The following is a 24,981-nucleotide window of genomic DNA, read 5'->3' on the forward strand; positions in this document are numbered from 1 at the left end:
TTCTTTCCGTGCCGGCGCTACGCCCCGGTGGACGTGCGGCGCTTTTGGTGAGCGCCGCTGTCGGGCGGCGACGGATCCATCGGAACGTTTTCATTGTCCTGCGCGGGGCCGGTCAGGTCGCCAAAAGACTCAAACACCGGAGTCGCAGCCGGGCGCGCGAACAGATAGCCCTGGGCCTCGTCGCATCCTTCGGCCTGAAGGATTGCAAGCTGCGAGCGGGTTTCGACGCCCTCGGCAAGGACCGGGATGTCGATGCCGTGCCCGAGCGCCAGAATTGCCCGCAGGATCGCCTTCGACTGCCGGCTCGTTTCGATATTGGCCATGAACGAACAATCGAGCTTGATCTTGTCGAAGGGGAACGCGCTCAGGATTTCCAGCGAGGAGTAGCCGGTTCCGAAGTCGTCCAGCGCGATTGAAACGCCGATGTTTCTGATCCGGCGCAACGTGTGCAGCGCCCGGCCCCTGTCCTGCATGATCGCGGTTTCGGTCAGCTCCAGCTCCAGCCGGTGCGCCGGAAGCCCGGTCTCCCACAATATTTCGTGCACCAGTTTCGGCAGGTCCGCGTGGGTGAACTGCACCTGCGAGAGGTTGACCGCCAGTTTGCACGGCAGCGGCCATCTCGCCGCATCCGCGCAGGCCTGCCGCAAGACCCATTCGCCGATCGGCAGGATGAGGCCTGTTTCCTCGGCCATCGGAATGAATGTGGACGGCGGAATGTTGCCATAAAGCGGATGATTCCAGCGCAGCAGAGCCTCGAAGCCACGGATCTCGCCGGTCGTGATGGAGGCCTGCACCTGATAGTGGACCTTCAGTTCGTTGTTGGCGATGGCGCGGCGCAGGTCCGTGACCAGAACCCTGCGGCTGCGGTGTGTTTCGCCCATCGACGGATTGTAGAAGGATATCTTCTCCGCCGTGTCGGGCTTGGCGCATTGCATCGCCAGATCCGCGTTGTTGACCAGGCTTTCGTTGCAATCGGCGTGGTCGGGATAGGTGCAGATGCCGAGACTGGCGCCCGTGGCAATGTCCGAGCCGTTGATCTGGATAGGCGCGGCCAGGAGGTCGCCGAGCCGCTGGACATAGTCGCCAAGCTCGGCGCGGTCATCGAAATAGCGGATGACGGCGAATTCATCTCCGCCCAGCCGGGCGGCCTGGCCGTCGCTGCCAAGCGACGTTTCGATCCGCCGCGCCACAACACGCAGCACCTCGTCGCCGAAACGATGCCCATGGGCATCGTTGATCTCCTTGAAGCCGTCCAGGTCAATCGATATCAGTGCGATCTTTCGGCGCTCTTCGTCCGCCAACGTCAGGCTGTGATCGAGACAGTCCTTGAAGCCCGCCCGGTTCGGCAGCCCGGTCAGCGTATCGCAATGCGCCAGCTTGTGCAGTTGCCGACGGGACTCCGAGTGCGCGCGGGCATCGATCCGGTGGCTGGTCAGTCCGGTGCCGAAGACGATCAGCGCGACGGTCGCGACCGCGAACGCCAGCGCCTGAACGGCCGCCGGATCGCTGATCTCCTCGGTGAACGCCATGGGCGTGATCCGAATTGCGGTCATCCCCGTGAAGTGCAGGCTGAGAATGGCGGTCAGCAGGAGAGCGCTTGCAAGCTGTCTGCTCGATCCGCTCTCGTGGCGCAGGGCGACCTCCAATGCGGCCGCGCTGAAGACGACCCCCAGGATCACCGAGGCGATCACGTAGGACTGGTTCCATTCCACGATGCCGACGACATGATAGCCCGCCATGCCGGTGTAGTGCATGGCGGCGATGGACGCGCCGATGATCCCGCCGCCCAGAGTCGCGGTGCAGGGGATCGCGCGGCTCGTCGCAATGAGGAGGCCGACATTGGTGCCGGCAATGACGATCAGCAGCGAGACAGCCGTCAGAATGGGATCAAAACTCACCGGGACATTGGGGGTGTAGGCGATCATCGCAATGAAATGCGTGCACCAGCTTGAAGCGCCGGCAGCCACAGAGGTCAGAAAATACCAGCCGAGTCGCTGCGATCCGTTTTCCCTGTCGGATTGGCTGAGCAAAACCAGCGTCGTCCATGTTCCGGCGACGCATACAATCACTGCGATGGCCAGTACCCACAGGATATGGCTGTCAGTAATACAGCTCACTACCGCATTCATTTTACGCAACTCGATATTGTATTATCTGCAATGGTTTGACGCTGAGTGCCGTGCCACACTATAAATGCCGAGTTAAGCGTGAGTTAAAGTTTTCAATATCGAAATTTGACGCAAGTCATAAGGTTTTGCTTGTAGGTAAAACCACAACGCGCTGCATCTGCATTGCCGGCGCGGCATGTTTTGGCTGCGCGATGGCGATGCCGGCGGCCGCGTTGCCGGCTAGAGCGTTTCCTTGTTAAATGGAACCATTCTGCGGAGACGAATTTTGTCGAGGATCAAGAGGATTGGCGAAGGGCATATCGCGGATATGGCCGAGACGGGCCTCGCCGATAATCGGGAAAATTCATCCCGCCCAAAGGGTTGGTCGAAACCGGCCGTCCGCCGCGTCAACGGCCTCCGCCGTAGCATGGGCTACGCCGTTCGCCCGTTTCCTCGCGGATCGAACCGGTTTGGACCAACAGAATTGATTCCATTTAACAAGGAAACGCTCTAAGAGCCGGCGGGCCGTTGTCGCACGTCTCGTCCGCGCGTGAGCACGAACAGATTGCCAGCGAGCACGCACAGCAGGCCGGCGAGCGCGCCAGGGGTCCATTGATAACCCTCCACGACCGTGGAGATCGCCAGAGCCACGATCGGAAACATCACGGTGGCGTATCCGGCGCGTGCCGAACCGATGCGTCCGAGCAGGGTCAGATAGCAGGCAAAGGCGAGGACGGTGGAAAACACCACCAGCCAGACAAGCCCGCCGATGTAGGCCGGGGTCAGTTCCATGATGAAGGCGTCGCCCTTGATCCTGGCGAAGACCGCCAGAAACGCCGCGCCATAGACCATCCCCCAGGCGTTTGCGGAGACGACGGGCAGCCCGCGCGCCTGATTCGACGCCGACAGCATATTGCCCAGGCAGAAGGACACGGTGCCGGCGGCGCAAAATCCCAGGCCGACGAGGGCGTCGTGATTGATGCGGGTGCCGGCGATCTGCGGCCAGAACATCAGTGCGATGCCGCAAGCTCCCAGAATGCCTCCGATCAGCACCCGCCGGGAAATGCCCTGGCGGAAAATCACGGCCGCGAGGAGCAGATTGATGATCGAGGTGAGCGAGAACACCACCGACAGCAGGCCGGAGGGCAGATGAAGCGCGCCGTAGTAGAACAGCACGAAGTTGGTCGAGAAGATCATCCCGCCGAGGCCCGCGAAGCGCAGATGGTCGCCGACCGCGAACCGCAGCCGCCGTCGCGAGACCATCGCCCATGTCATCATCAAGGTTGCTGCGAACAGGAAGCGCCAGAACACCGAGACCTCGGGCGCCACGACGCCGACTTGCATCTTCAGCGCCAGCCAACTGGTGCCCCACGAAAACAGCACCAGTGCATAGAGACCGAAGTCGACGGGCATCATCGCCGATGTCCGCGCGGAGGACAGCGCCAGGTGGCGGGTGGCGGACGTGGTTTCGGTGGCAATCGTCATGGAACGTCGAAGCTTTCGAGGCGACCCGGAACACTGCCGGTCTGAATGGTCTTGAGCGGGTGCGTGGCGACGCAGGCCCGGCCGGCGGGCATCGGTGCCGCGTGTCAAGGATCTGCGCGTTCCATCATTCCGTCCAGAGAATGTTTCTAATCGAATCGATCAATTTTTGTGGTGAATGGAGGCGCGGGCCGTCCTTCGCGCGGGCTTTTGAGCTATGCCTGCCCGCTCGGGTGCCACAGCGGGCGGAAGCCCGCTTTGAGTGCGGCGCATGTCACCGGTGGCGTCAGCAGCCAGGCAGAGGCGATCTTGGCGCGCGGGCGTGGTGCGCCGTAGCCGTCGGGCGACCAGGGAAACGCCTGCGGGCCACGCAGGGCGAAGGATGTGCCGGCTGCATCGTCCGTTGGCGTCGCGATCATCGCGCCGTCGGGCAGGCGGGCGACGGCGGCGGCATCGAGCGGCCGCGCGCGGGCGTCCTGCCGGCGCTCGTCATGCAGGACCCTGTCCATCTCATCGGCTTTCGGAGGTGCGTCGAGACCCTGTGCCGCGGCCCAGGATCGCGCGAAGGCGGCAGCGTCCCTGCGGCGGCACTCGAAACACGGCCGGTGGCCGGCGGCCAGTGCCGTCACCTCATCGAGGAAGAACAGCTCCGTGTAGCCTGTGCCCATCACCGCGCGGCGACGCCCTTTGAAGGCGAGCAGGCAGCAGATCCACCGTCGCGACGCCCAGCGGCGGGAGCTCAGCGCGCGTGTTCGCGGGTCGTGAATGCGGCCGCCGCGGTTGCCGAACAGGGTGCCGCGCGCCTCATGCGCGACGATCTCGCCAAACGGCGTCACCCGGTTCTGCAGCGGCATGGCCGGTCCTATTTCAGCACCCAGTCCTGCGGCGTGACGCCCTTGTCCGCGTACTCCTTGACCTTGTCGTTGGAGTAACGCTGGAACCCGGTTTCCGCCTGCGCTCCGGACCGGATCCATTCGAAGAAATGATAGAAATAGAACGGCGGCAGGTAGCCCTGGATGCGGGCGAGTTCGGCCGTGCGGCCGTCCTTGCCGGCCACCTCGGCCGGATCGTTGGGGAAGAACTGGATGGTTGGCGTGAAGTTGACCGCCCAGCGCCGGGCGATGGCGCGCTCCTCGTCGGTTTCGCCGTCGAAGTCGGTGACCTCGCGGGCGCCGAACAGGTTGAGCTGCACAATGGCGAAGTTTTCCTTGAGGTAATCGGCGATGTCGGGGCGCGCCAGATTGATCTCATGGGTCTTGCGGCAAAACGGGCAGCCGGCCTGCTCCCACATCACGGCGAAATGCTTGCCGGCCTCGGCGGCTTCCGTGAGATCGGCCTCCAGTTCGAGAAAGCTCTGAACAAACCAGTCCTGATGATAAAGCCCGTCGTCGCCGAGTTCGGCCGCGGCGGCGCGCGCGATTTTCAGCGGCAGTGCGAGGGCTGCTGCGCCGCCCGCGGCGACGCCCATGAGATGACGACGTGTGAACATGACCGGCTCCCTGAATCGGCGCGGCGACGCTGAGCGGTGCTCAGGGTCAAAATATTCTTGTCTGTGAATGTAATCGCAAGTTTCCGGAATTCACAAGCCTTGCCCGCCGACATTTGCAGCGGTGCGGCGCCGGACCGGCGGCGGGGCATGGACCTCCGGCGTCCCGACCAGTCGGCTCGTCGTGCGTCGCCACCATATCGACTCTGTTTATGAGTCCATGACCTAGTCCGACAGCACGCTGCGAATGGCCGCGACCTTGCACGGCTTGGCGAGTGTGGCGACGATGTTGAGGTCGGTATCAGCGGCAATGGCGCGGGTCGAGTTGATGTAGCTGGCGCTGGATCCGGACATGATCACGACCTTGGCCTTGCAGCCGCGTTGCGACAGCCATTGCACAAGCTCGACCCCATCCATCTCCGGCATGATCACGTCCATGAAGATATGCGTCGGGTCGAACTGATCGTACATTTTGCGGAATTCCGAGGGACGGGTGGTCTTGCAGACGTCAAAACCCAGTTTTGTTGCGATCCTCTCGATTATTTCTCCGAACTCGATCTCGTCGTCGACGACCAGAAGTCGTTTATCCATTTCGGTGTGTCCCGTGGCGTGCACTGTGACGGACCGTTTGTTGATCGTTGCTCATAGTGGTCCGATAGATAGGGCATTTTGATGTTTCGTCCGGGCACAATTCCTTGCGTGACCGGAACCTCAAATGACTGGCGTGGCAGAATCGCACGCACCGCAAGCGCCACGCGGCGCTGGCCTGATTTTTGCGAAAACGTTCCTGCTTCCGAAAATATCCGTTGAATTGCGCCCCTACGTAGAGAGGTCGATCCCAAAAGGCCACAGGGTCAATGCAGGTTTCCTGTTGGAATCTCATGACGGCGAAGACTTCCTCCCTGGGTGCCTGTGAAAGCGCAACGGAGTTCCTTCTCTTCGAAAGGATATCAGAAAATGTCCGTACATATTGCTGTTTTGGACAATTATTGCGCTGTGGTGTCTTCGGCGTTTACACTTGTGCCGCGCAGCAACGACGCAGCGATCAAAAATGTCGAAGCGCCGTGCGCCCGACCGCATCGCGCGCTGCCGCGCGCGGCATGAAGGCGTTGCGACAGATCGTTTCCGCATCGTCCTGCGCAGCCGGATGCCTGTCGGATCCGGGGGTCAATTTTCTGTGATGATCACATGCAGTGACCGCGGTCCATGGGCCCCCAGGATGAGTTTCTGTTCGATGTCGGCGGAGCGAGACGGCCCGGTGATCATGTTGACCACCCGTGGCATGCCCCCCTTGCTGAATTGCTTGCGCAACCCCTCCCAGATGCACTCCATATCGCCGGCAATGTCTGTGATCCTAATCACAATAATGTGGATTTCCGGCAGAAAATTCAAAGTAGTCGGATTGTCCACTCCGGAATGCAGGACCAGGGTGCCGGTTTCGGCAATGCCGCCGATGGCATGCGAGACGGTCGCAATGTCGTCGCCGTGAGAGCGGCCCTCGAGGACCTGCAGGGTGGAGACGTCGGCCCACGGCATGGCCCGCAGGAGCGGGTCGGCGCCCATGCGGACGGACGACGGCAGGTTTCTGGTGCGCAGGAGCTCCGCCACCGCGTGAGGCACGGCCGATGCGTCCGGCACGCGCTGGACCGTCGACTGGACCGCTTCGGCCATCTTGCAAAACAGCGCGACGCGCTCATCCAATGGCAGCTGGCCGCGTTTGGGGATCAGTCCCTTGGGCGCATCCGTCAGTCGTGTCCGCACCGCCTGGCGGCGCGCGCTGTCGTCATCACCGACCTCCAGCGAGGTCCGCAGTCGTCTGAAAATCGCGTCGCGCCCGCTCATGCCGCGTTTCTCCGTCTGGTCTTCTCGCGCCGGGACCAGAGCTGCTGGAATGTCGCGCCCTGGGGCGCCGGCAGGTCCCGGTGCCGCGTCCAGCCACCGGCCATCGGCAGGCTGGAGAATCGCCCTCGCCGTGCGCCCAGCATTGCCAGCACTCCGATCGCCAGGCGTGTCGCCAACTGGTAGAGCGCCGGGCGCCTTGCGAAAAACGCCCAAAGGCCCAGTCCGTAGCGGGCCGCGGAGGGCTGCAGGTGGCGTTCGAATTCGCGGGTCCGCCAGTGCCGCATCATCTTCGGCAAGGGAATGCGCATGGGGCACACGCTCTCGCAGCGGCCGCAGAAGGTGGAGGCGTTGGGCAGGTGTCCGGCCTTGTCGATACCCATCAGCGACGGCGTGAGCACGGCACCCATCGGCCCCGGATAGACCCAGCCGTAGGCGTGTCCGCCAATGGCGTGATAGACGGGACAATGGTTCATGCAGGCGCCGCAGCGGATGCAGCGCAGCATGTCCTGGTATTCCGTGCCGAGCATGCCGGAGCGGCCGTTGTCGAGGATCACCACGTGGTATTCCTCCGGCCCGTCGGGATCGGCCGCCCGCTTCGGTCCCGTCGAGAAGGTCGTGTAGACCGACATGTCCTGGCCGGTCGCGGAGCGCGCCAGAACCCGCAGGATCTGGCTGACGTCCTCCAGCGTCGGGGTCACCTTTTCCAGCGTCGCCACAACGATGTGCACGCGCGGCAGCGTCTGGGTCAGATCGCCGTTGCCCTCGTTGGTGACGATCACCGAGGAACCGGTTTCCGCGATCAGGAAATTGGCGCCGGTGATGCCCACATCGGCGTCGAAATATTTCTGCCGCAGCACGCCGCGGGCCTCGTTGAGCAGGGTTGTCGGTTCGCTGAGGTCGCGGCCTTCGGGCAGATGCGTGTGCACGCGGCGGAAGTCTTCCTCCACCTGGCTCTGGTTCACATGCACCGCCGGCGCGATGATGTGGCTCGGCGCCTCGCCGCGCAACTGGATGATGTATTCGCCGAGATCGGTCTCCACCGGGGTGATGCCGTTCTCCTCGAGGAAGGCGTTGAGGCCGATTTCCTCGGTGACGATCGACTTGCCCTTGGTGACGGTCCGCGCCTTTTCCTCGCGGCAGATGCCGAGGATTATCTGGCAGGCGTCGCCTGCGGTCTCCGCCCAGTGCACATGTCCGCCGGAGGCTGTGACCTTGCTCTCGTATTCCTCGAGATAGAGGTCCATATGCGCCAGCGTGTGGTTCTTGATGTCGCGCGCGCTGTCGCGCAGAGCCTCGAACTCGGGCAGCGCGTCGGCGACGATCCGGCGCTTGTCGATGAAATTGTGCTCGACGTTGGAAAGCGCCCTTTGCAACTGCGTGTCGGCCAGCGCGTCGCGCGCGTTGTCCTTGAACCGTGGCGACGTGATCTGCATTGCGGCGTCCTCCTCCAACTGCTCGGGTGTCAGCGCCGCTTTTCGCCGATCGGGGGTTCGTCGGTCATTCCGGCCAGCACTTCGGCCACATGACGGACCTGGATCGCGGATCCCTCGCGCTTCAGCTTGCCGGCCATGTTCATCAGACAGCCCAGGTCGCCGGCGGCAAGCGTGCCCGCGCCCGAGGCGCGGATGGCCTTGGTCTTCTTGGACACGATGGTGTTGGATATGTCGGCGTATTTGACGCAGAAGGTGCCGCCGAAGCCGCAGCAGACGTCCGGGTCGGGCATCTCCTTGAGTTCCAGACCCTCGACGCTGCCGAGCAGCTTGCGCGGTTGCGCCTGGATGCCGAGTTCGCGAAGTCCCGAACAGCTGTCGTGATAGGTCAGCGTGCCGGGAAACTGCGCCTCGACCGACTCGACCTTCAGGACGTCGGTGAGGAAGCTGACAAGCTCGTGCACGCGGTCCGAAAACGCCTCGGCCCGGGTCCGCCACGTGCTGCCCGCCTCAAACAGCTCCGGGTAATGCTTCATCAGCATGCCCGAGCAGGAGCCCGAAGGCGCCACGATATAGTCATATCCCTCGAACGCCTTGATCGTCGCCTTGGCGATGGCGCGCGCGTCCTCCATGTCGCCGGAATTGTAGGCCGGCTGGCCGCAGCACGTCTGCGCCTTCGGAACCGAGACATCGCAGCCCGCGTCCTCCAGCAACTTGACGGCTGCAAATCCGACCGACGGCCGGAACAGATCGACCAGGCAGGTCACGAACAGGGCGACCCTGGGGGATGCGGATTGAACGCTCATAACGCGACTTTTTCCTGTTTGTCCCGTTTCGGGCGCGGTGCGGGGCGTCTGGCGGCCTTGGCCGCCTTGCGCTGGGCGACGATCGGTCTGTCGTCTTCGCTGAATTGCTGCAGCCGCATCTCCGAGACCTCATGCCACTGGCCGGCGCGCTGCACCTCGCGCATGATGCTCTCGACATAGGCGATGTGGTCGGACGCGGCCTTGCGCGCGGCTCCGGCGTCGCCGCCGACCACGGCCTCGAAGATCGAGCGGTGCTGCTCGAGCAGCCGGTCGCGCGCGCCGGGGTAGCCGTAGAGATACTCGCGGCTGTAGAACACCCCGTCGGCAAGAAGCTGGTAGCAGGCGCGTAGCGTGTGCAGCAGAACGATGTTGTGCGCGCATTCTCCAATCGCGTGGTGGAACTCCACGTCGAGCGCGGCCTCTTCGGAGAAATTCTCGTGCTCGTGCGCCGCTTCCATGGCGCAGAACAACCGGGTCAGGATCAGCTTGTCGGCTTCGGTTGCGCGCTGGGCGGCGAATCCGGCCGTCATGCTCTCCACTTCCTTGCGGTATTCGAGGTAATCGGCGATGGCCGGCGGATGCCGGCGGATCAGGTTGACCACCGGCTCGGAGAACACGGTTCCGATCACGTCGGCCACGAAGGTGCCTTCGCCGTGCCGGCTGGTCAGTAGGCCGCGTTCATCGAGGATCTTCAGCGCGTCACGCAAGATCGGCCGAGAGACGTCAACTTTTTTTGCCAATTCACGTTCGGCCGGCAGGCGCGCGCCGGGCCGCAGAATGCCTTGCAGGATGAGCCGCTCGATCTGCTCCACCACCGCGTCGGCGGTGCGGCTGTGGCTGATCTTGTTGAATGTCATGAAAAAAACTCCATTTTTGGAGCTTTATCTGGAAATGAGCGCTGATGCGGATGAATCCACCGCCGGGCGCCTAACAATTGTGAAAATAGATGCCAGCATGCGCGTTGTCATTGCGCGCCTCTCCCTGTCGTCCGCGCGGATTGTTCCGCTGCTTTGAACGGCAGGCTAGGGGGTCGCGCTTTTCTGGTCAATTTATTTATCCACTTCCCGCAGCGGTTTCACAGTGTCGCGAAGCGGCAACGGCGGTCCCTGTTGAGGTCCGCCGTTTTGGGTGGTCATGGGCGTCCGGTGGACGGCCGATGGTCGGCTAGAGGCTGTCGCGCGGCACCTCGCCCCGGAAGAAGGCGTCGAGATTGTCGAGGGCGCGGAAGCCCATGGCGTCGCGCGTGCGCACCGTCGCGCTGCCGATATGCGGCAGCATGAAGATAGTGTCGTACGCGGCGAAAGCCGGATTGCCGCCGGGTTCGCTGACGAAGCAGTCGAGACCCGCCGCGGACACCTTGCCGCTCTCCAGCGCCGCAATCAGCGCGTCCTCGTCGATCAGCGCGCCGCGCGCGGTGTTCACCACGACCGCGCCATCGGGGAGCAGCGCAAAGGTCTCCGCGTTCATCAGCCCTTTGGTCTCGGCCGTTGCGGGGCAGTGCAGCGACAGGAAATCGGCGACGCCGAGCGCGCCTTCCAGCGTGTCGTGGAAGATGGCGCCGTGCTCCTTGCCGGCGTCCAGCCGGCGGCGATTGTGGTAGTGGACTTCCATGCCGAAGCCGCGGGCATTGCGCGCCACGGCCTGGCCGACGCGGCCCATGCCGACGATGGTGAGCCGCGAGCCGCTGACCTGCTTGCCCACCATGAAGGACGGGCTCCAGATCGACCAGCCGCCCGAGCGCACGATGCGGTCGCCCTCCACGGCGCGGCGCGCGGCGCCCAGCATCAACAGAATGGCGATTTCGGCGGTCGCATCGGACAGCACATCGGGCGTGTTGGTGACCGTGACGCCGCGCGCCTTCAGCGCCGCGAGATCGCAGTGATCGACCCCGACCGAATGGTTGGCGATGATCTTCAGGCGCGGATCCAGCCGGGCCGCGACATCGGCGGAAAAGATTTCCGAATGGCACGGGATCATTGCGTCGACGCGGGCGCTCATGGCGACGATGTCCTCGGCGCTGGAGAGCGTGTCCGCCTCGTTGAGGATGACCTCATAGTCGCGCGCGGCGCGTTCCAGAGTCGCCTGCGACAGGACCCGCGGGATCCAGACGGCGGGCTTAGCGTTCGCCATTTTTGTTCCACGTCTTGCCCAGGATGCATTCCTCATAGAAATCGTAGATCGCCAGGGCCAGCACGAAGAGGATGATCACCCAGAAGGGGAGTCCGCCCTTGAAGCCGGCGAAGCCGGACGAAATGCTCTGCGCCAGGCCGATCACGAAGATGCACAGCAGGATGGTGCCGATCAGCCCGCACAGCAGTTTTGTCGTCTTCCCAAACATCATCGATGCTCCTCAAGCAACGGCCCCCTGGGGCCTGTCTCGCAAAATGTCACGCGCCGTTCAGCCCTCGGCCTGCTGCAGGGCGTCCACGACCCAGCGCGCGGTCCGCAGCAGGCGGTCGTCGGCCTCATAGGTGCCGATCAGTTGCACGCCGATCGGCAAGCCGCGGCTTCCCACCAGCAGCGGCAGGGACACACAGGGCAGGCCCGCCAGCGTCCAGATCGTGCAGAACACGGGGTCGCCCGTGCCTCCGGCCGAGACAGGGGGCGCCTCGCCTGTGGCGCTGGGCGCGATCACCGCGTCATAGTCGTGGAAGAACACGGAAAAGAAATCCCGCGCCGCCTGCATGGTCCCCAGCGCGTCCTCGTATTGCGCGTCGGGGATGCCGCGGGCGCGCTCGATCACCGGTTGCAGAGAGGGACTGATCCGGTCCCAATGCGCCTCGAAGACCTCCCTCAGGTGACGGCAGATCTCGTATTCGTGGATGACCCGCTGGACCTCGACGAGGCCGGCGAAGGCCGGCGGCGAGGGCAGGCGTTCGACGCGCGCGCCCAGCGCCTCGACCACTTCGTTGAGCGCGGCCGCGCCGTCCGCCGTGAGCCGGTCGGCGAAGGGAAGGTCGAACCAGGCGAGCGAGGGTTCCACAGGCACCTCGGCCCGGCAGCCTTCGAGCATGTGCGGCCGGGGGCGCGGGTAGCTGAGCGCGTCGCGCTGGTCGTAGCCGGAGATCGCATCTGTGAGCAGCGCCACGTCCTCCAGCGTGCGGCCGAAGACGCCCACCTGATCCAGGGATTGCGAGGTCTGCAGCAGGCCGGTGCGCGCGATCACGCCGCGCGTCGGCTTGAAGCCGTGCACGCCGCAGAAGGAGGCCGGACGGATCACCGAGCCGTTGGTCTGCGTGCCCACTGCCAGTGGCACGTGGAAGGCGGCGACGGCTGCGGCCGATCCGCTGGAGGAGCCGCCCGGCGTGTGCTCCGTGTTGTGCGGGTTGCGGGTTTGCGCGGGATGCAGGAAGGCCAGTTCGGTGGTCACCGTCTTGCCGAGGACGACGGCGCCGGCGTCGCGCAGCCGCTCGACGATCGTGGCATCGGCGCCGCTTTCGCGGCCCGCAAAGATCGGCGTGCCGCGTTCGGTTGGAAAGTCCGCCGTGTCGATGATGTCCTTCAGCCCGACGGGCACGCCGTGCAGCGCTCCCATCGGCCGGCCGGCGCGGCGGATCTCGTCCATCTCCCGCGCCTGGGCGAGGGCACGCTCGGGATCGAGCTGCGCCCAGGCCTTGATCTGTCCGTCGGTCTCTTTGATGCGGGCAAGGCATGCCTGCACGAGAGATTCCGAGGTGAGGAGGCCGTCCCGGATCTTCCGGGCGGCCTCCGTGGCCGAAAGCGCATTCGGCGTCTGTGTGTCGGGTGTCATGTCCATGTCAATCACGGAACGTAGACGCCGAACAGGTAGTCGGGCAACCACAGCGCGATGGCCGGGAATTCGTGCATCAGGACCATCGACAGGATGACAATGGCCAGATACGGCAGGATCCCCTTGAAGATCTCGATCAGCTCGATCTGCTTCTTCAGCACCCCCTTCAGGTAATAGGCCGACATCGCCATGGGCGGCGTCAGGAACGAGGTCTGCAGGTTGAGCGCCACCAGCATGGCGAAGAAATACGGATTGATGCCGAATGTATCGAGCATCGGCAGGAAGATCGGCACGAAGATGATCAGAATTTCCGACCATTCCAGCGGCCAGCCGAGCACGAAGATGATCAGCTGCGCCATGATCAGGAACTGCCAGGGCTCCAGATCCATGCCGATGACCCAGTCCGAGATCAGGTCGTGTCCGCCGAGATAGGAGAACACCGAGGCGAAGGTCCAGGAGCCGACGAACAGCCAGCACACCATGGCGGTGGCCTTGGCGGTGAGGAAGACGCTTTCGGTCAGCTTCTTCCACACGCTCTTGTAGGCGAAGCGCAGGCAGGCGAGCCAGAGGCCGAACAGGGCGCCGAGCACGGGAATGACCACGATCTGCCAGAGCGCCGGATTTTCGACCTGCGTGTAGAAGATGAGGAAGGCGGCCACCGCGAAGGCGGCCATGGTCGGATCCTTGAGCGTCACATTTCGCTTCAGCACCTGCTCCACCGGTCCGAGATAGAGCGTGGCCAGGAACAGCCCGCCGAGCGCGCCCATGGCCGCGGCCTCCGCCGGCGTCGCCAGCCCGCCGAGAATCGACCCGAGCACCAGCATGATCAGCATGGTCAGCGGCACGAAGGAGACCAGCAGGTCGAGATAGATCTTGCCAATGGGCGGCACGTCCTCGGCGCGCGGCTTGGGCGCGATGGAGGGGGTCAATGTGGCCCGGATGATCACGTAGAGGATATAGAGGCCGGCGAGCATCAGCCCCGGAAACACCGCCGCCGCATAGAGCCGCAACGGCGACAGATCGGCGATTGCCGCATAGACGATCAGCATGATCGACGGCGGGATGAGGATGCCCAGCGTGCCGCCGGCGCAGATCACGCCCGAGGCGAAGCTCTTGTTGTAGTTGGCGTTGGCCATGGCGGGATAGGCGAGCAGGCCCATCAGGGTGACCACCGCGCCGACGATGCCCGACGCGGTCGAGAACACCGCGCAGGTCAGCAGTGCGGCGATCGCCAGCGAGCCTGGAAGGTTCCGCGCCGCCATGTAGAGCGAGAAGAACAGCCGGTCGACGATGTTGGCGCGTTCCACCACGTAGCCCATGAACAAGAACAATGGAATGGCGACGAGCGTGTCGTTCTCCATCACCGAGTAGGTGTTCTGGTTCAGCAGGTAGAAGATATTGTTGTTGAAGATGTCGGAGAAGGTTTCCACGCCGCCCTGGTAGTAGGCGTAGTAGCCGAAACCGACGCCCATGGCGATCAGGGTGAAGGCGATCGGAAAGCCGAGCAGTACCAGTACAATGAACAGGCACAGCATGAAAATGGCGACTTCAGGGTTTGTCATCGTCGTCTCTCGTCGTTGCGTTGCTGTGTCTGATCAGCCGATGATTTTCTTCGGGATGTCGGAGTCCGCGAGCAGGTCCTCGGTCTCGCGGACGTCGTCCAGCCGTTCAATCCAGACGCCGGATTTCATGGCCTTCCAGCAGCGCAGAAGCTCGGCCACTCCCTGAAGGATCAGCAACCCTCCGGCGACCGGGATCAGGGTCTTGAAGAAGTAGATCTGGATGCGGGCGGGGCTGTTCCAGCTGACCTCCTTGTAGCGCCAGCTGTCGGAGGCGATTTCCATGCCGTACCAGAACAGCGCCAGCATGCCGGGGAAGAAGAACAGCAGGTAGAGAAGGAAGTCGATCCGCGCCTGCCAGCGCACGGGGAACAGCCGGTACAGCACGTCGCCGCGCACATGGGCATCCTGCGCCAGGGCGTAAGGTCCCGCCATCAGGAACAGCGCGCCATACATCTGGACCATCATGTCGAAGGCCCAGACGGTCGGCGCGTTCAGCACGTATCGGACGAAGACCTCGTAGGACACGGAGAATGTCAGGATAAGGATGCACCATCCGAAGGCGCGTCCCACCCAGACGCTCAGGCCCTCGATCGCATAAATGATCTTGTTCACGTCTGCTTCTTCCCTTGCAGCACTATGGGGACGGGGCCTGTCGGCGGCCCCCGTCTTTTCTTGGTTTTGTTCTTCCAGATCAGCCGAAGTAGTGCTTGTAGGCGAGCTTGTAGTCCGGCTGGTTGAGGTTCAGGTAGCCCATCACGTTCTTGGCGTAGGCCTTCTGCGACTCGATCACCTTGGCAAAGAACGGATCCTCGCCGGAGATCCGGTCGACGACCACGTCCCAGGCATCCAGCTGGGCCGCCATGACGTCGTCCGGCGTGCGGAACACTTGCACGCCCTGCTCTTCCTGCAGGGTGTTGAGGTCGTCCGCGTAGCGCTTGGTGTTGTGCCAGTAGAAGTTGGAGTTCTCGGCCTCGGACGCATATTTGAGGATCGCCCGCTGCTCTTCCGGCAGGGCTTCGAACTTGCGCTTGTTGAAGGTGACCTCAAAGAATTCCTGGCTCTGGTGGAACGAGGCCAGGTGATAGAACTTGGAGACGTCCTGCATGCCGAAGTCGCGGTCCGAGGTCGGGTTGTTGAATTCGGCCGCGTCGATCAGGCCGGACTTCATGGCCGGCTGAATTTCGCCGCCGGGAAGCTGCACGACCGACATGCCCATTTCCAGCAGAACGTCTGCCGCGAGGCCCACGGTGCGGTACTTCAGGCCCTTCAACTGGTCGACGCTCTTGATCTCTTCCTTGAACCAGCCGAGCGGCTGCGCCGGCATCGGGCTGTTGAAGAAGGACACGATGTTGAGGCCGAGCGAGCCCATCAGCTCATCGAAGAGTTCCTGTCCGCCGCCATAGTTGACCCAGCCCAGCACTTCCTGCGAGGACCAGCCGAAGCAGGGGCCGGTGCCGAACAGCGATGCGGTCTTGGACTTGGAATACCAGTAGGCCGGCACGTAGTGCGCGGCATCGAGAACGCCGCGGTGAACCGCGTCCTGCATCTGGCTGGTCTTGACGACAGAATCCACGGACAGAAGGTCGATCTTGAGATCCTTGCCGGCCATGGCATGAACCCGGTCTACATAGGACTTGGCGTTTTCGAGGAAGATGCCGCCGCCCAGGCGGCCTGCATTTTCAGTACGGTTGGTTCTGCCCGCGCGATCGCAGGCGCGGCGAGCGTGCCGGCGGTAGCCGTCGCAGCAAGCGCGCTGCCTTTCAGAAACCGCCTCCGGTTCAGAGTTTCAGTCATGATTTCCTCCCGTTTAAACCGGCGCCTTTTCGCAGCGCCCTCAATGTTAAACATTGAAACCTAAGCACCATCACTGCGTAAGGACAAGTGCGTGCGCGCGTTTTGGTGCAGCGCGTCATATCGATTCTGCATCTGCCGCAGATGTGGCGCATGCAGCCGTCGCATGAAATGCATCGAATGCTGCAAGTGCGAGTGAATATTGCATTGCGGCGCGTGGCGAGCACACGCCGTGCTTGTGGCGGCATTCGGGGTTTCCGCGGCAGCGTCGCGCGGGTCAGGTGCCGGGATCCGGCGGCGCGCGCGCATGTGTAGGCCGGTACCGCGCCGCGATCGCACGCACGAATACGCGGGTCTATGTACAAGCGGTCGCTTGTCGTTTGCGGGCAGGGGATTAGGCAGGTGCAAGCTGCGCGGAATCTCATTTATGAAGATTGGCGTTCGTCGCTTCAGGCCTCCTTCGCGAGCTTGCCGCGAGCGCCGCGCGCAGCTCGGGAGCGGTGGCCGAGCCGGTGAGCGAACGGCCTCTCGGGATGGTCTGGTTCCCGCCGCGCAGGCGCGCCGATGCGAGTCGTGAGGACAGCGGGAGGCATCGCCGACGCCGGGCCCGCGCCGCATTGTTGCGTCTGGCCGAAAGCAGTTTCAACGGTACGGGCAAAATAACATCTGTGTGTAGAGTGCGCCGCCCGCGTCATGAGCCGGCCCGATGCGGGGCAAGGGATGCCGGTCTCCCGGGGCGTCGCGGCCGGCCTGTACGGCTGCCGCGCCATGCGTCGCATTGTCAGGCGTGACAGGGCGCTGGTCCTGCATCACAATCGCCGCATGAACGAACCAGCAAACACCGCGGCGCGCGAAGCGTCTGGATCCGCGCCTGGCGGCGAGTCGGCCGACGCCGGCACCACTCCGTCCAACGGCGAACTGTTTGCGCCGCATCCCCTGCGGCAGATGGTGCTTGGCGAGATGCACGCGCGGCCCTTCCAGCTTGTGCAGACGCCGCGCGTCTTCCTGCACTATGGGTTTGCCACCGATGACGCGGCCGCCCAGGTGGACCGCGAGTGGTTCAAGGGCTTTTGCCAGGCGCAGGGGGTCGGCGGTCCGAGCCGCGGCGAGCGTCACTTCACGGTGGCTTTCGCCGGTGGGTTGTTGCGCTGGGAGCGCCACGCGGAATTCACCACCTATACGTGGGACGGCGCGCCCGCAGCCGGGTCCGGGGTATTCGGGCCTCTGCCGGCCAACACACCGTTCGGCACGAAATTCCGCGCGCCCGGCCCGCTGCTGGTGGCCGCGCGCCTCGATCTGATCGCCGGGAAGGCCGGGGAGCCGATCGACTTTGCCGGGCTGTTCGACATGACGAGTCTCGCCGCGTCCCAGGTCGATGCGGGAGCGGCGGTGGCGGCGACCGACTTTCGACAGGACGGCGACGGACGCACGCGGATTCTGGTTGTCGACACCGGCGACGCCCCCCAGGGGATCGGCTCCGTGTGCCAGCGGCTCTTGGAGGTGGAGACCTACCGCACGCTGGCGCTGCTTGGCCTGCCGGAGGCCCAGCGCCTCGCGCCGCAGATCAGCGCCACCGAAAGCAGTCTCGCGACCATCGCCTCGGAGATCCTGGAGAGCACCGGACTCGACGCCAACCAGGCGCTGCTGCACGAACTTTCGCAGATGGCGGCCGAAGTGGAGGCGGGGTCCGCCGCAAGCGGCTACCGGTTTGGCGCCAGCCGGGCCTACGACGAGATCGTCACCCTGCGGCTTGCGGCACTGGGCGATGTGGCCCTGCCGGGCTGCAATTCGTGGCGCGGGTTCCTGGCGCGCCGGCTCCGCCCGGCGATGCGGACCTGCGAGACGACCGAGGAGCGGCAGAACGCCCTGTCGCGCAAGCTGGCGCGCGCCGCGACCTTGCTGCGTACGCGCGTCGACGTCGAACTCGAGCGCCAGAACCGCGATCTGCTGGAGGCCATGAACCGGCGCGCGCGGCTGCAGCTGCGGCTGCAGCAGACAGTCGAGGGCCTGTCGGTGGCCGCGATCAGCTATTATGTGGTCGGGCTCATCGGCTACGTCGCCAAGGGCGGCAAGGAGCTTGGGCTGCCCTATGACGCGGGCATCCTCACGGCGGCGGCCGTGCCGCTGGTGCTGCTGGTGATCTGGTGGCTTGTCCGGCGCATTCGCCGCCATCATGACGAGGCCGACGAATAGGGCCCTGACACAAAAGCCGCGCACGAAAAAGCCGGGCGCGGCGCCCGGCTTCGGTGTCGTCGTATGGCGATCGCTCCGCGTGTTTCGCGGAACAGGCGCGCTATTTCATCGTGCCGTCGGCATTGAACTGGCCGAGATAGGCGAGGACGTCTTCGATGTCGTCGTCCTTCTTCAGGCCAGCGAAGGCCATCTTGGTCTTCGGGACAACGTCCTTGGGCTTGTGCAGATAGGCCGTCAGCGTCTCCGCGTCCCACACCTTGCCGTCGGCGCCGAACTCGGTCATCGCGCTGGAATACTTGTAATCCTCGACGCTGGCGACCACGCGTCCGATGATGCCGTTCAGCTCGGGTCCGACCTTGTTCTTCGCATCTTCGCCAACCGCATGGCAGGCTTTGCATTTCCGGAAGACTTTTTCACCCTTGTCGACGTCTCCATCGGCGAGGCTCGCGGCCGTGCTCGCCAGGAGGGCGGCGCCGGCTATGAGGATCAAACGCTTCATTCTGTCTCTCCCATTCATTCCAGGTCAGGCCCGTTTTGGCGACTGCAATTCGCGCGCAGTCTCGCAAGGCGCTTGGCAAATGAAAACCAGACCATATGTCGCGGAACAATAAACCTTATGACCTATATGGCAAAATTATGCCAACGGCGGGCACCGGTTGCCCGTTCTCATTGTCTGTTTCCGGCCGATCCTTGCTCGTTTCTGCGCGGCGACGCGCTTTCGGGACAGCGCCTTGCATCGCGCGGCGAGGCGCTCCTTGCAGCACGACGCGGCCGCGGTCGCTGAAGAGTCCAACATGGCCGTTGACGGCGTCACCCCGCGGCGGCAACCGGCGGCAGGGCGAGCAAATCGGCCAGCCCGTCGTCCCAATAGGGATCGGGGCCGTAGAGCTGCGCCAGATAGTCGATGAACACCCGAACCTTGGCCGGGAGGAAACGCCGGCTGGGATAGACGGCGTAGATGCCGACGTGTTTGGAGGCGCGGAATTCCGGCAGGATGATCTTCAGCCGGCCGTCGCGCAATTCCTCGCCGACGTCCCACGTCGACCGCAGCGCAATGCCGGCGCCGGCGATCAGCGCCTCGCGCACGACCTCGCTGGAGTTCGTCGACAGCCGTCCGGTGGCGCGAATGACGATTTGTCCATTGGGTCCGTCCAGCCGCCAGGGATCCTGGTTGGCGGCGGCAAGGCACACGTGGCCGCTCAGCGCGTCGATCGAGTCCGGTTCGCCGTTCTTTTCCAGATAGGACGGGCTGGCGCACAGAATGCGATGGTTGCGGGCAAGCCGCCGGGCGACGAGACTGGAATCGGAAAGTTCGGCGATGCGGATCGCCACATCGTAACCTTCGCCGACGATGTCGACAAATTCGTCGGAGAGTTCCAGATTGACGCTGAGGTCAGGATTGGCGTCGAGAAAGGGTCCCAGATGCGGTGCGATATGCATGCGGCCGAAGGAGGTGGGGGCTGCGACCTTCAGCGTGCCGCGCGCCAGCGCCGAGCGGCGCGAGACGAAGGCTTCCGCCTCTTCCATCGAGGCGAGAATGGCGACGACGCGGTCGAAATAGCCCTGTCCCGCTTCGGTCAGCGCGATTTGCCGCGTGGTCCGCTGCAGAAGCCGTGTGCCGAGGCGATCCTCGAGCCGGCGCAGCCTCTTGGAGACCACGGCCGGCGACAGCCCCATTTCGCGTCCCGCGGCCGACATGCTGCCGGCGGTGACGACGCGTGCGAAGATTTCCATGTCCGAGAAGCTATTCATTTTCAATCTTCCGGAAACAATAATTCGTCCAGAGGCGGCATACAGGCCCCCGGTCCGATTTGCCATAGTCCGCGCCGGGACGTTGGAAGCAGGGCGTTTTCGGCTCGCTTGTCGTCGACGGCAGGTTTCCTACTTTCAACGAAATGGAATATATGAACAACAAAAACCTGAACAGCGCGAAATGCGGGAGAACGCCATGTCGGGCCTGATGATGCCGAAACCGGATGCGGCGACACTGGAGCGGCGCGACGAGATCGTGCGCGCCTTGTCGGCCATCGTCCCGGGCGAGGGCGTGATTTCGGGCGAGACCGAAATGCGTCCCTATGAGAGCGACGGGCTGACCGCCTACCGGCAGTTGCCGTTCGTCGTCGTGCTTCCCGAAACGGTCGATCAGGTCTCGCGCGTTCTGCGCTATTGCTATGAGAACGACGTCAAGGTCGTGCCGCGGGGCGCGGGCACCTCGCTGTCCGGCGGCGCGCTGCCGCTGGCCGACGGCGTGCTGATGTCGATGATGAAGTTCAATCAGGTGCTTGAGATCGATTTCGCCAACCGCGCGGTGGTCGTCCAGCCCGGCGTTACCAATCTCGGCATCACGCGTGCGGTCGAGCATGAAGGTTTCTATTACGCGCCCGATCCCTCCTCGCAGATCGCCTGTTCCATCGGCGGCAACATCGCGGAGAATTCCGGCGGCGTGCACTCGCTCAAGTACGGGCTGACGACCAACAACGTCCTGGGTCTCGAAGTGGTGCTGATCACCGGAGAGGTGATCCGCATGGGCGGCAAGCACCTGGACTCCGAGGGCTACGACATGCTGGCGCTGATGACCGGCTCGGAAGGCCTGCTCGGCGTTGTCACCGAGGTCACCGTACGCATCCTGCGCAAGCCGGAAACCGCGCGCGCGCTGCTGGTGGGCTTCGCGTCCAGCGAGGACGGCGGCCAGTGCGTGGCCGATGTCATCGCGGCCGGCATCATTCCCGGCGGCATGGAGATGATGGACAAGCCGGCGATCCACGCCGCCGAGGCCTTCGTCAACGCGGGCTATCCGCTCGACGCCGAGGCGCTGCTGATCGTCGAACTGGACGGCCCCGAGGCCGAGGTGGATCATCTGCTGGAACGCGTCGAGGAAATCGCCAGGGCGAACAAATCGACCTATCTGCGCGTCTCCACCTCCGAGGAGGAGCGCAACACCTTCTGGGCGGGGCGCAAGGCGGCGTTCCCCGCCGTCGGCCGCATCTCGCCCGACTACTACTGCATGGACGGCACCATCCCGCGCAAGGCCCTGCCCAGGGTCCTGGCGCGGATGCGCGAGCTTTCCGAGCACTACGGATTGGCCGTCGCCAACGTGTTTCACGCGGGCGACGGCAATCTGCATCCGCTCATTCTCTATGACGCCAATGTGCCCGGCGAACTCGAGAAGGCGGAAGACTTCGGCTCGGACATCCTGCGGCTCTGCGTCGAGGTCGGCGGCGTGCTCACCGGCGAGCATGGCGTGGGCGTGGAGAAACGCGACCTGATGCCGGAGATGTTCAACGAGGTGGATCTGGCGCAGCAGATGCGCGTCAAATGCGCCTTCGACGAGAAACAGCTTCTCAATCCCGGCAAGGTGTTTCCGCAGTTGCGCCGCTGCGCCGAGCTCGGCCGCATGCACATCCACAAGGGCAAGCTGCCCTTCCCCGATATTCCGCGGTTCTAGAAGGTCCCGGCAATGGCAGAGAATTTCAAGCCGCGGACGGCGGAGGAACTGCGCGAGGCGGTGGCCTGGGCGGTGGCGGAGGAGCAGCCGCTGGAGATTCGCGGGCATGGATCCAAGGCCGCGCTCGGCAGGCCGACGCAGGCGGGCCACATGGTGGATCTCGGCGATCTGTCCGGTGTGACGCTGTATGAGCCGGATGAACTGGTGCTGACGGCCAGGGCCGGCACGCCGCTCGCCGAGATCGAGACGCTGCTCGCCGAACACAATCAGGAACTGGCGTTTGAGCCGATGGACTACGGTTTGCTGCTGGGCGAGCGTGCCGGGCGCGGTACGCTGGGCGGGCTCTATGCCACCAATCTCGCAGGGCCCCGGCGCATCAAGGCGGGCGCCGCGCGCGATCACGTCCTGGGCGTACAGGCTGTCTCCGGCCGTGGCGAGGTCTTCAAGTCCGGCGGCCGCGTGGTCAAGAACGTCACGGGCTATGATCTGTCCAAGGCCATCGCGGGTTCCTGGGGCACGCTGGCGGTGGCCAGCGAGGTCACCTTCAAGGTGCTGCCGAAGGCGGAAACCCAGGCAACGATTGCGCTCACGGGTCTCGATGATGCGCGCGCCGTCGACGCGCTGGCAGCCGGGATGGGCTCCTCTGCGGAAGTCTCGGCGGCCGCGCATGTACCCGCCGATACCGCTGGACGGTTTGGCGTGGACATGCCGGGCGGCGGACATGCCGTGACGCTGCTGCGGCTGGAAGGCATCAGGCCGTCGGTCGACTATCGCGCCGAAGCGTTGAGCGCGCTGCTGGCGCCCTTCGGATCTGTCGAGCGTGTCGACGCCGCACCGTCGGCGGTGATCTGGCGCGCGATCCGCGACGTGACCGCTTTCGCGGGATCGTCCGATCCGGTGTGGAAGCTGTCGGTGACCCCGAGCGAGGCGCCGGCGGTGCTCGGGCGCATCCGCTCTAGCGTCGATTGCCATGCCTACTACGACTGGGCCGGCGGCTTGATCTGGCTGATGGTGCCCGACGGCGGCGAGGCGCATGCCGACGTGGTGCGCGGGGCCGTGGGGGCTCATGGACACGCGACGCTGATTCGCGCGCCGGCCGCGGTCAGGGCAGCGGTTGCCGTGTTCCAGCCGCAGGAGGCCGCGCTTGCGCTGCTCGGCAAGCGGCTGAAACAGCAATTCGATCCACAAGGCATCCTCAATCCGGGCCGCATGGTTGCGGGGTGTGAGGATTGTGGAACTGACTCGGGGGTCATGAGCCAGCGCGCGGAGGCGCATTTGGAGCCGCGGGTTTCGTTTTACAGCAGGGAGAGTTTCGAAATGAGCATGCAATCGGAAGGCGGCGCCAACAGCTATCTGGAGCCGGGCGGCAACAACGTCACCCTGGTCTACATCCTCTATCTCGCCGCATTCGTGGTCGGATTGACCGCGCTCATCGGCCTCGTCTTCGCCTATCTGAACCGCGGCAAGGGCCCCGCCTGGACGCAGAGCCACTACACCTACCAGATCCGCACCTTCTGGATCGGCCTGCTCTACAGTCTGATCTGCGTGGCGCTGGCGGTGATCGGCATCGGCTTCATCCTGATGATCGCTGTCGCGGTGTGGATGATCATCCGCTGCATCAAGGGCCTGCAGGCGGCCAGCCGGCGCGAGGCGATCGCCGATCCCCAGACGTGGCTGATATGACCTGGCTCATCTGAGCCTGACACCCTCGACCGCCCGACAGGGCTGACAGCTTCAGGAAGGCCGGACACCCGTCCATGCAGACACATTTTACCCTCGCCCAGCTCGCCGATCCGGCAGTCGCGGAATCCGAGAAGATCCTGCGCAAATGCGTCCACTGCGGCTTCTGCACGGCGACCTGTCCGACCTTCCAGATGCTCGGCGACGAGCTCGACTCACCCAGAGGCCGCATCTACCTGATCAAGGAGATGCTGGAAAACGACCGCGCGGCCGACGCGCGCACTGTGCGCCACATCGACCGGTGTCTGTCGTGCCTGTCGTGCATGACCACCTGTCCCTCGGGCGTCAACTACATGCATCTGGTCGATCACGCCCGCACGCACATCGAGGCGACCTACACGCGTCCGGTTGCCGACCGGCTGATCCGGTCGGTGCTGGCCTATGTGCTGCCGCATCCCGGCCGGTTCCGGCTGGCGCTGACGGGCGCGTTCCTCGCCAAGCCGCTGGCGCCGCTGCTGCGCCTGCTCGGCGGACCTTTCAGGCGGATGGCCGCCATGCTGGAGCTGGCGCCGACAAGATCCGCGCCGCCCGCGCAATACCCCGGCCCCGCGACATTCGCCGCCGCATCGCACAGGCGCGCCCGCGTGGCGGTGCTCTCGGGCTGCGCCCAGCCGGTGCTGGCGCCCACCATCAACGACGCCACGATCCGGCTGCTCAACCGCGCCAATGTCGAGGTGGTGCTGCCGAAAGGCGAGGGCTGCTGCGGCGCGCTGGTCCACCACATGGGTCGCGAGCATGACGCGCTGGATGCCGCGCGCAAAAACATCGACGCCTGGATGGCCGAGATCGAGGGCGCCCCGGAAGACGGAAAAGGTCTCGACGCCATTCTGATCACCGCGTCTGGCTGCGGCACCACGGTGAAGGACTATGGCTTCATGCTGCGCGACGACCCGGCCTATGCGGACAAGGCGGCGCGCGTCTCGGCGCTGACCAAGGACATCACGGAGTTTCTCTCAACCCTCGATCTCGGGGCGCCGGTGCGCCCGCATCCGCTCACCGTTGCCTATCATTCCGCCTGCTCGATGCAGCACGGCCAGAAGATCACCCGCGAGCCAAAGGCGCTGCTCACCGCCGCAGGCTTCACCGTCAAGGATGTGCCCGAGGGGCACCTGTGCTGCGGTTCCGCCGGCACCTACAACATCCTGCAGCCCGATCTCGCCCGCAGGCTTCGCGACCGCAAGGTCGCCAACATCGAGAAGACCACACCGGATTGCATCGCCACCGGCAACATCGGCTGCATGACCCAGATCGCCGGCGGCACCGACATTCCCATCGTGCACACGGCGGAGCTGCTGGACTGGGTCTACGGCGGGCCGAAGCCGGGAGCGCTGGCGGGGCGGTAGGG

22 protein-coding genes and 1 pseudogene are annotated in these 24,981 nt (G+C 64.5%); 5 read left to right on the forward strand and 18 right to left on the reverse strand.

The genetic code is table 11. The features are described 5' to 3' along the window. Window positions 1–17: 17 nt before the first annotated feature. The 9 genes from D1F64_RS04155 to D1F64_RS04195 all read right to left on the reverse strand — a co-directional run bounded on the left by D1F64_RS04155 (window position 18) and on the right by D1F64_RS04195 (window position 10,011). Window positions 18–2,117, reverse strand: a complete 2,100-nt coding sequence (locus tag D1F64_RS04155) for a bifunctional diguanylate cyclase/phosphodiesterase (RefSeq protein ID WP_162901280.1) — start codon at window positions 2,115–2,117, stop codon at window positions 18–20. 501 nt (window positions 2,118–2,618) lie between these two features. Then, complete coding sequence (locus tag D1F64_RS04160; protein ID WP_248304616.1) at window positions 2,619–3,593, reverse strand: DMT family transporter; 975 nt, start codon at window positions 3,591–3,593, stop codon at window positions 2,619–2,621. A gap of 212 nt (window positions 3,594–3,805) precedes the next feature. After that, window positions 3,806–4,444 carry a hypothetical protein gene (locus D1F64_RS04165; RefSeq protein WP_117411387.1) on the reverse strand — a complete coding sequence of 213 codons (639 nt, stop codon included), beginning with the start codon at window positions 4,442–4,444 and terminating at the stop codon, window positions 3,806–3,808. An 8-nt stretch (window positions 4,445–4,452) separates the two neighbouring features. Continuing rightward, a complete protein-coding gene (locus tag D1F64_RS04170) occupies window positions 4,453–5,079 on the reverse strand; it encodes a thioredoxin family protein (RefSeq protein WP_248304617.1) in 627 nt (208 codons plus the stop codon). Window positions 5,080–5,301: 222 nt separating this feature from the next. Next, window positions 5,302–5,667, reverse strand: coding sequence for a response regulator (locus D1F64_RS04175; RefSeq protein WP_162901281.1), 366 nt, complete (start codon window positions 5,665–5,667; stop codon window positions 5,302–5,304). Window positions 5,668–6,243: 576 nt separating this feature from the next. Next, window positions 6,244–6,918 carry a lactate utilization protein gene (locus tag D1F64_RS04180; protein WP_117411390.1) on the reverse strand — a complete coding sequence of 225 codons (675 nt, stop codon included), beginning with the start codon at window positions 6,916–6,918 and terminating at the stop codon, window positions 6,244–6,246. Beyond that, window positions 6,915–8,351: a LutB/LldF family L-lactate oxidation iron-sulfur protein gene (locus tag D1F64_RS04185; RefSeq protein WP_117414419.1), complete on the reverse strand. Its 1,437-nt coding sequence runs from the start codon at window positions 8,349–8,351 to the stop codon at window positions 6,915–6,917. The genes D1F64_RS04180 and D1F64_RS04185 overlap by 4 nt, the downstream gene beginning before the upstream one ends. 29 nt (window positions 8,352–8,380) lie before the next feature. Next, window positions 8,381–9,154, reverse strand: coding sequence for a (Fe-S)-binding protein (locus D1F64_RS04190; RefSeq protein ID WP_117411391.1), 774 nt, complete (start codon window positions 9,152–9,154; stop codon window positions 8,381–8,383). Beyond that, window positions 9,151–10,011 carry an FCD domain-containing protein gene (locus D1F64_RS04195; RefSeq protein WP_117411392.1) on the reverse strand — a complete coding sequence of 287 codons (861 nt, stop codon included), beginning with the start codon at window positions 10,009–10,011 and terminating at the stop codon, window positions 9,151–9,153. Before D1F64_RS04195 ends, D1F64_RS04190 begins: the two co-directional genes overlap by 4 nt. Here D1F64_RS04195 and D1F64_RS23060 point away from each other — a divergent pair. Beyond that, entirely contained in the window at window positions 10,001–10,168 is a 168-nt protein-coding gene (locus D1F64_RS23060) for a hypothetical protein (protein ID WP_162901282.1), read from the forward strand. The two genes, D1F64_RS04195 and D1F64_RS23060, sit on opposite strands and share 11 nt — an antisense overlap. 150 nt (window positions 10,169–10,318) lie before the next feature. On the opposite strand, the gene D1F64_RS04200 is transcribed toward D1F64_RS23060, so the two are convergent. The 7 genes from D1F64_RS04200 to D1F64_RS24245 form a co-directional block, all read right to left on the reverse strand. Further along, the gene (locus D1F64_RS04200) at window positions 10,319–11,284 is read right to left on the reverse strand and encodes a D-glycerate dehydrogenase (RefSeq protein WP_117411393.1); all 966 of its coding nucleotides are present in this window, start codon (window positions 11,282–11,284) and stop codon (window positions 10,319–10,321) included. Further along, window positions 11,271–11,495 (reverse strand): hypothetical protein, encoded by a 225-nt coding sequence (locus D1F64_RS04205; protein ID WP_248304618.1) that lies wholly within the window; start codon window positions 11,493–11,495, stop codon window positions 11,271–11,273. Before D1F64_RS04205 ends, D1F64_RS04200 begins: the two co-directional genes overlap by 14 nt. Before the next feature lie 57 nt (window positions 11,496–11,552). After that, window positions 11,553–12,905 carry an amidase gene (locus tag D1F64_RS04210; RefSeq protein WP_117414421.1) on the reverse strand — a complete coding sequence of 451 codons (1,353 nt, stop codon included), beginning with the start codon at window positions 12,903–12,905 and terminating at the stop codon, window positions 11,553–11,555. A gap of 11 nt (window positions 12,906–12,916) precedes the next feature. Then, window positions 12,917–14,467 (reverse strand): TRAP transporter large permease subunit, encoded by a 1,551-nt coding sequence (locus D1F64_RS04215; RefSeq protein WP_117411394.1) that lies wholly within the window; start codon window positions 14,465–14,467, stop codon window positions 12,917–12,919. A gap of 33 nt (window positions 14,468–14,500) precedes the next feature. Next, entirely contained in the window at window positions 14,501–15,079 is a 579-nt protein-coding gene (locus D1F64_RS04220; RefSeq protein ID WP_117411395.1) for a TRAP transporter small permease subunit, read from the reverse strand. A 79-nt stretch (window positions 15,080–15,158) separates the two neighbouring features. After that, window positions 15,159–16,076 (reverse strand): TRAP transporter substrate-binding protein, encoded by a 918-nt coding sequence (locus tag D1F64_RS04225; protein WP_248304619.1) that lies wholly within the window; start codon window positions 16,074–16,076, stop codon window positions 15,159–15,161. A 14-nt stretch (window positions 16,077–16,090) separates the two neighbouring features. Next, complete coding sequence (locus tag D1F64_RS24245) at window positions 16,091–16,261, reverse strand: twin-arginine translocation signal domain-containing protein (protein WP_248304620.1); 171 nt, start codon at window positions 16,259–16,261, stop codon at window positions 16,091–16,093. An 819-nt stretch (window positions 16,262–17,080) separates the two neighbouring features. On the opposite strand from D1F64_RS24245, the gene D1F64_RS04230 reads away from it, so the two are divergent. Continuing rightward, entirely contained in the window at window positions 17,081–18,451 is a 1,371-nt protein-coding gene (locus D1F64_RS04230; RefSeq protein ID WP_117414422.1) for a DUF3422 domain-containing protein, read from the forward strand. Between the two features lie 100 nt (window positions 18,452–18,551). Here D1F64_RS04230 and D1F64_RS04235 read toward each other — a convergent pair whose 3' ends face one another. Next, complete coding sequence (locus tag D1F64_RS04235) at window positions 18,552–18,950, reverse strand: cytochrome c family protein (protein ID WP_117411396.1); 399 nt, start codon at window positions 18,948–18,950, stop codon at window positions 18,552–18,554. Window positions 18,951–19,261: 311 nt separating this feature from the next. Then, window positions 19,262–20,203 (reverse strand): LysR family transcriptional regulator, encoded by a 942-nt coding sequence (locus D1F64_RS04240; RefSeq protein ID WP_117411397.1) that lies wholly within the window; start codon window positions 20,201–20,203, stop codon window positions 19,262–19,264. 196 nt (window positions 20,204–20,399) lie between these two features. Here D1F64_RS04240 and D1F64_RS04245 point away from each other — a divergent pair, with 196 nt between their 5' ends. The 3 genes and pseudogenes from D1F64_RS04245 (at window position 20,400) to glcF (ending at window position 24,979) form a co-directional block, all read left to right on the forward strand. Beyond that, complete coding sequence (locus D1F64_RS04245) at window positions 20,400–21,896, forward strand: FAD-linked oxidase C-terminal domain-containing protein (protein WP_117414423.1); 1,497 nt, start codon at window positions 20,400–20,402, stop codon at window positions 21,894–21,896. A gap of 12 nt (window positions 21,897–21,908) precedes the next feature. After that, a pseudogene (gene glcE / locus D1F64_RS04250) lies at window positions 21,909–23,108 on the forward strand (glycolate oxidase subunit GlcE); the annotation flags it as partial. A gap of 545 nt (window positions 23,109–23,653) precedes the next feature. Further along, on the forward strand, window positions 23,654–24,979 hold the full coding sequence (gene glcF, locus D1F64_RS04255; protein WP_117411399.1) for a glycolate oxidase subunit GlcF: 1,326 nt from the start codon (window positions 23,654–23,656) through the stop codon (window positions 24,977–24,979). Window positions 24,980–24,981 lie beyond the last annotated feature (2 nt).

It is taken from the genome of Breoghania sp. L-A4 (genome assembly GCF_003432385.1).
Classification (GTDB): Bacteria; Pseudomonadota; Alphaproteobacteria; order Rhizobiales; family Stappiaceae; genus Breoghania.

What these genes read in the sequence shown, in the direction of transcription:
- D1F64_RS04245 (WP_117414423.1), top strand. Translation starts at nt 20,400, where the DNA reads ATGTCGGGCCTGATGATGCCGAAACCGGATGCGGCGACACTGGAGCGG.
- D1F64_RS24245 (WP_248304620.1), bottom strand. Translation starts at nt 16,261, where the DNA reads ATGACTGAAACTCTGAACCGGAGGCGGTTTCTGAAAGGCAGCGCGCTT.
- D1F64_RS04185 (WP_117414419.1), bottom strand. Translation starts at nt 8,351, where the DNA reads ATGCAGATCACGTCGCCACGGTTCAAGGACAACGCGCGCGACGCGCTG.
- D1F64_RS04165 (WP_117411387.1), bottom strand. Translation starts at nt 4,444, where the DNA reads ATGCCGCTGCAGAACCGGGTGACGCCGTTTGGCGAGATCGTCGCGCAT.
- D1F64_RS04190 (WP_117411391.1), bottom strand. Translation starts at nt 9,154, where the DNA reads ATGAGCGTTCAATCCGCATCCCCCAGGGTCGCCCTGTTCGTGACCTGC.
- D1F64_RS04160 (WP_248304616.1), bottom strand. Translation starts at nt 3,593, where the DNA reads ATGACGATTGCCACCGAAACCACGTCCGCCACCCGCCACCTGGCGCTG.
- D1F64_RS04170 (WP_248304617.1), bottom strand. Translation starts at nt 5,079, where the DNA reads ATGTTCACACGTCGTCATCTCATGGGCGTCGCCGCGGGCGGCGCAGCA.
- D1F64_RS04195 (WP_117411392.1), bottom strand. Translation starts at nt 10,011, where the DNA reads ATGACATTCAACAAGATCAGCCACAGCCGCACCGCCGACGCGGTGGTG.
- D1F64_RS04200 (WP_117411393.1), bottom strand. Translation starts at nt 11,284, where the DNA reads ATGGCGAACGCTAAGCCCGCCGTCTGGATCCCGCGGGTCCTGTCGCAG.
- D1F64_RS04230 (WP_117414422.1), top strand. Translation starts at nt 17,081, where the DNA reads ATGAACGAACCAGCAAACACCGCGGCGCGCGAAGCGTCTGGATCCGCG.
- D1F64_RS04180 (WP_117411390.1), bottom strand. Translation starts at nt 6,918, where the DNA reads ATGAGCGGGCGCGACGCGATTTTCAGACGACTGCGGACCTCGCTGGAG.
- D1F64_RS04210 (WP_117414421.1), bottom strand. Translation starts at nt 12,905, where the DNA reads ATGACACCCGACACACAGACGCCGAATGCGCTTTCGGCCACGGAGGCC.
- D1F64_RS04175 (WP_162901281.1), bottom strand. Translation starts at nt 5,667, where the DNA reads ATGGATAAACGACTTCTGGTCGTCGACGACGAGATCGAGTTCGGAGAA.
- glcF (WP_117411399.1), top strand. Translation starts at nt 23,654, where the DNA reads ATGCAGACACATTTTACCCTCGCCCAGCTCGCCGATCCGGCAGTCGCG.
- D1F64_RS04205 (WP_248304618.1), bottom strand. Translation starts at nt 11,495, where the DNA reads ATGATGTTTGGGAAGACGACAAAACTGCTGTGCGGGCTGATCGGCACC.
- D1F64_RS04215 (WP_117411394.1), bottom strand. Translation starts at nt 14,467, where the DNA reads ATGACAAACCCTGAAGTCGCCATTTTCATGCTGTGCCTGTTCATTGTA.
- D1F64_RS04225 (WP_248304619.1), bottom strand. Translation starts at nt 16,076, where the DNA reads ATGGCCGGCAAGGATCTCAAGATCGACCTTCTGTCCGTGGATTCTGTC.
- D1F64_RS04235 (WP_117411396.1), bottom strand. Translation starts at nt 18,950, where the DNA reads ATGAAGCGTTTGATCCTCATAGCCGGCGCCGCCCTCCTGGCGAGCACG.
- D1F64_RS04240 (WP_117411397.1), bottom strand. Translation starts at nt 20,203, where the DNA reads ATGAATAGCTTCTCGGACATGGAAATCTTCGCACGCGTCGTCACCGCC.